This is a genomic window from Trebonia sp. (assembly GCF_049794275.1).
In the GTDB taxonomy this organism is placed as follows: domain Bacteria; phylum Actinomycetota; class Actinomycetes; order Streptosporangiales; family Streptosporangiaceae; genus Trebonia.
This window is the reverse complement of sequence record NZ_JBARCR010001299.1, coordinates 1-4,451: the sequence shown is the minus strand read 5'-3', so window position 1 is coordinate 4,451 and position 4,451 is coordinate 1. Positions and strand designations below refer to the sequence as shown.

General features: G+C 71.8%; 3 protein-coding genes and 1 pseudogene. All 4 read right to left on the bottom strand.

What is annotated here, in order from left to right:
* The coding region (locus tag WA805_RS31510) for a tetratricopeptide repeat protein (protein WP_425244163.1) at nt 1-380 on the bottom strand (380 nt) is incomplete at its 3' end.
* A 76-nt stretch (nt 381-456) separates the two neighbouring features.
* Nucleotides 457-1,461 carry an acetamidase/formamidase family protein gene (locus WA805_RS31505; protein ID WP_422338368.1) on the bottom strand — a complete coding sequence of 335 codons (1,005 nt, stop codon included), beginning with the start codon at nt 1,459-1,461 and terminating at the stop codon, nt 457-459.
* Nucleotides 1,443-1,853 carry a hypothetical protein gene (locus tag WA805_RS31500; protein ID WP_425244162.1) on the bottom strand — a complete coding sequence of 137 codons (411 nt, stop codon included), beginning with the start codon at nt 1,851-1,853 and terminating at the stop codon, nt 1,443-1,445. Before WA805_RS31500 ends, WA805_RS31505 begins: the two co-directional genes overlap by 19 nt.
* A gap of 173 nt (nt 1,854-2,026) precedes the next feature.
* Nucleotides 2,027-4,451 (bottom strand): annotated as a pseudogene (locus WA805_RS31495) (hypothetical protein); the annotation flags it as partial.

The window sequence follows — 4,451 nt, the reverse complement described above, 5'->3', positions numbered from 1 at the left end:
GCGGGCGTCTGGGGCGCCGGGGGTGCAGCGGGCGCCGGGGTCGCCGGGGGTGCCGTGGGTGCCGTGGGAAGGACCGGGGCGTCGCCGTCGTCTGCGGGGTCTGCCACCGCGGGTGAGGAAGCGGAGTCGTCGGCAGGAGCCACCGTACGTTCCGGCGAAACGGCAGGATCAGCCGGCGCGGACGGATGCTGGCCGGTCAGCATGGCCAGCGCCTCACCGTTGCCCGGGTCGCGCTGCAGCACGGCGCCCAGGTGCCTGACCGCCTCGTCCCGCTGGCCGGCGCGCAGCAGCAGCGACGCGAGGTGCAGCCGCAGCGGAACGTCGTCGGGCATCGCGGTGACCGCGCTACGCAGGCTGTCCAGCAAGGGTTCTGATTCCATGCGTCCGTCCGGGGTAGAGAGCGACCACTATCCACACTATGAGGTCGTGCCGCCCGATGGGTACGGTCTGGGCAGACTAGAGGCTCGTGGCGAGCTCCCGGAGCTGGTCGTGGATGCCCCCGAATGCCGCCGTGGGCAGGTACCGCTTGGGCATCTTGGCGATCGACGTGTAGTTCGTGTCACAGACGTTGGCCAGCGGCGACTCCACCGCCTGGGTGACGAGCTGGTAGGCGTCCAGCGGGTCGAGGCCGCACAAGGCGGACACCCACCCCACCATGTCGTGCTGCGCGATGCGGAACGCATCCTCCAGCGGCCGCGCCGAGCCCGCGGACATGACGTAAAGATCGTTCTCCAGCCGCGGCCACGGTGTCGGCGCGGCGCCCTTGACCAGGTCCACGATGAGCACCGTGTTCATCGCGCACTCTACCGCGACGCCGCAGGTCTCGCCCTCGCCCTGCCTGGCGTGGCCGTCGCCGAGCGACAGCAGCGCCCCTGGCACGTTGACGCCCAGGTAACAGGTGGTGCCCGCGCGCATTTCCGGCGTGTCCATGTTGCCGCCGAACGCGTCGGGGACCAGCGATGACCGCACTTCGCGCTGCGCGGGAGCCACGCCCACCGTGCCGTGCATCGGCTCCATCGGCAGGTCCGCGGTGAAGACGCTCTTCCGCGCGGTGAACCGGCATACGCGGGCCGCCCTGTCGAGCTGCCACAGCCACACGAGCTCCTCGAGCGGCTCGTGGAGCAGCGCGGTCAGGTGAGTCCCGGTCAGCGCGCCGAACAGCGGCACCGTGGTGGACGCCGCCCAGTCCCTGGCGGGCTCGATCGACACGAAGTGGACGGCCACCGTGTCGCCCGGCTCGGCACCCTCGATGTAGAAGGGGCCGGTCTGCGGGTTGAGGCCGGTGATGTTCTGGGTGGAGACCAGGTCCGTCTCGCTCCTGACGCGGCCCGCGAAGGCGTCCTCGGTGTACACGCTGAGGGCGACGGGCGGCGTGAGCCGCCTGACCGGCGCCGCCCCGCCGAACGTCCAGGCGTACTCGCCGGGCTCCGGCCGGTAGCTGATCACTTCCAGGTCGCCCATGGGGTTGCCTCCCCGCCTGTCGCCGGTCCCGTCTCGGCCGCCCCGGCTGGCTCGTCGAGGTGGACCAGGCCGACCTCGGTGACCCGCCGCGGGTGCCGTGCGTACAGGTAGCCAAGGTACGCGACGCCCACCAGCATGAAGCCGCCGACCCCTGGGCCCATGTAGGAGGCGGGCGGCGCGAGCGGCACCACGAAGGAGAACACCTTGATACCCGCCGAGGTGAGCCAGGCGGGGACGAACGTGGCGATGCCGAGCACCGGGACGATGAGATAGAAGAAGGGATTGAAACAACGGCCGTTCCTGTTGGCGGCGCGCGCGCCTACCGTCAGCGGGTCCGCGCCGGCCGGCCCGAGCCCGCTGATTTCATGATCACGAAAGAAAATCGCGCGCATAGGACGATTTTTCTTCGTGATCATGCTGAGCACGGCGGCTGATTCGTGCCAGACCCGGCACCGTGGACTCTGGCCCTCAACCTGTAGGCCAAATGAGCCGCTCACGCCATATCAGCAACGTGCGCTACGGTTGCCGCCAGTCACACCAGCCACTTCTGCTGAGTGCGCCCCGGCTAGCAGGCGTTGTCGGCCTTGTTGGCCGCGGCGTTGAGCTGGCTAACGGTCGCGGACGGCACCGAGCCGCTCTGCACGTCGGTGCGCACGGCGGTCAGTTCCGTGAGCAGGCCGTTGAGCGCGGTCTTGGCGGAGGCGCTCTGCGCCTGCCCGGCCGCGGTCTGCAGCTCGGCGATCGCCGTGTTCATGTCGGTGGTGAGCTTGGCCTGCGAGGCCTGCGCGTTGAGATCGTCGATCGTGTTGTTGTACGCGGTCAGCGCGGTCCCCGTGTAGGACTTGCAGCCAGGATCGGTCGGGCCGAGCAGCTTGGGCGTGACGATCACCCCGGCGACGGCTGCGACCGCTATCACGGCCGCGCCGCCGATGAGCAGGCCGCGCTTGCCCTTGAGCTTGCCGCCGCCCGTCTTGCCGCTGCCTGTCTTGCCGCCGCCTGACCTGTCCGCGCCCGGCAGCGCCGGGGGCCCGCCCGGCGCGGCCTGCTGGAACCCGGGATACCCGCCCTGCTGGTAACCCGGATACGCGTCCTGCTGGGGGTAGCCGGGGTACGCGCCGCTCGGGCCGCCCGGGGCGCCCGGGGCGCCCGGGTAACCGCCAGGCTGCTGGCCCGGATAGCCCGTATCGGGGCTCGGGTCAAGGAACGCCCGCGTTTGCTGGTCGCCGAAGCCATTTGGCTGGCCTGGGAAGCCGCCTTGGTGCTGGCCAGGGAAGCCGCCCGGCTGCTGCCCGCCGAAGCCGCCAGGCTGACCAGGGAAGCCGCCTGACTGCTGGCCGCCGAAAGCGGCTGGTTGCTGGTCGCCGAAAGCGCCCGGCTGCTGGTCGCCGAAGCCGCCCGGCTGGCCTGGGAAGCCGCCCGGGTTGGCCGTGCCGGGGAATGCCGGCTGGGCCGCGTCAGGGAAGCCGCCCGGCTGGGCAGCCCCGTGGAATGTCGCCGTCTCAGCGGCACCGCGGAACCCGGCCGGCTGCTGCACTCCAAGGAAGGCGCCCTGCTGGGATGCCCCAGGGAAGGCACCCTGCTGGGGCGAGCCAGGGAAGGCGCCTGGCTGCGGTGCCCCCGGCTGGGTCCCCGAGAATGAATCTGGCTGCGGTGCCCCAGCGAAGGAACCAGGTTGCGGCGTCCCGGAGAAGGCGCCCTGCTGTGATGTTCCCGGGAACGCGCCCGCCTGCTGCCCTCCAGGGAAGTGATCTGGCTGGGTGGTGTCGGGGAACTGACCCGGCTGCGGTGCGCCTGGGAACGGTCCCGCCTGGGTTGTCCCCGGGAACGATCCCGATTGCGGTGTGCCTGGGAAGGTGCCCGGCTGGGTCGCCCCGCCGAAGTCGCCCGGCCGCTGCCCGGATGCGTAGCTGCCCTGCGTGTAACCAGGCGCCTGCTGATCTGAACCCGCGTAGTCCTGGCCGAACGGGGCCTGCCCCGGGTACCCGGCAAGCTGTCCCAGGTATCCGCGGCCCGCCGATCCATGAGGCGCTGCCGCCGGTGCTGGGACCTGGTGCGGGCCTGAAGGCCGCTGCGGCGCCGGCGGAATCTGGCTGTCGAAGCTGGCGGGCTGCGGCTGCGGGCTTCGGTGGCTGCCTGACTCTGGCCCGGCAGAACCGAATCCGGCAGGCACTTGACCAGAGGACCCACCGAAGCTCTCCGGCCGCCCGCTGCCGAAGCCGCCTGGCTGCTGCCCGCCAAAGCTCTCTGCCTGCTGCCCGGCGAAACCTCGTGGCTGCTGGTCGGCGTAGCTCCTCGACCGTTCGTCGGCGAAGCCGCCTGGCTGCTGCCCGCCGAAGGTCGTCGGCTGCTGCTGCCCGCCGAAGCCGCCCGGCTGTCGCCCGCCAGACGTCCCTGGCTGCTGCCCTGCGAAGCTCCGTGGCGATTGTCCGCCGAAGCCGCCGGGTTGTGCGGCGTAGTCGTTGCCGGTGGTGCCGTTCGCGGCGTAGTCGTTGCCGTTGGGCGGGAAGCCGGACCGCTGATCGCCACTTGCCGGGTAACGGTCGCCAGGAGAGCGATCGGCGACGTAACCGGCGACCCCGGCATGGCCGCCTGAGTGCCGGCCGGGGGAGTAGCCGTCGGGCCGGGAGTCGCCGCCCGGGTAGCCTCCTGGCGCACGATCGCCTTGCTCGCGGCCGGGCGCGTAGCTGTCCCGTTGATCCCCGTAGCCGTACCCGTCACCGGCACGTCCCGCGGCGCGGGTGGCGCCGCCGGAGGCCTCTGTGCCCTCGTCTTGCCGCCCGCGCGGAGTGAACCAGGAACCCTGATCCTGGTTCACGGGGCGCTGGTAAGCGCCGCCGCCGGAACCGCCGCCCGGTACCCCGTTAGCGCCAGCTCCCGCCGGTTCGCTGGCACGGCCGGCCGGCGATTGCCAGGGTGCGGTGCCCGGTCCGTAGGAGTAGCTGTCGTCGGGCCCGTTGGCCTGTGCCGGGTCCGCGGCCTGCCCGCTAGGC

What these genes read in the sequence shown, in the direction of transcription:
- WA805_RS31505 (WP_422338368.1), bottom strand. Translation starts at nt 1,461, where the DNA reads ATGGGCGACCTGGAAGTGATCAGCTACCGGCCGGAGCCCGGCGAGTAC.
- WA805_RS31500 (WP_425244162.1), bottom strand. Translation starts at nt 1,853, where the DNA reads ATGCGCGCGATTTTCTTTCGTGATCATGAAATCAGCGGGCTCGGGCCG.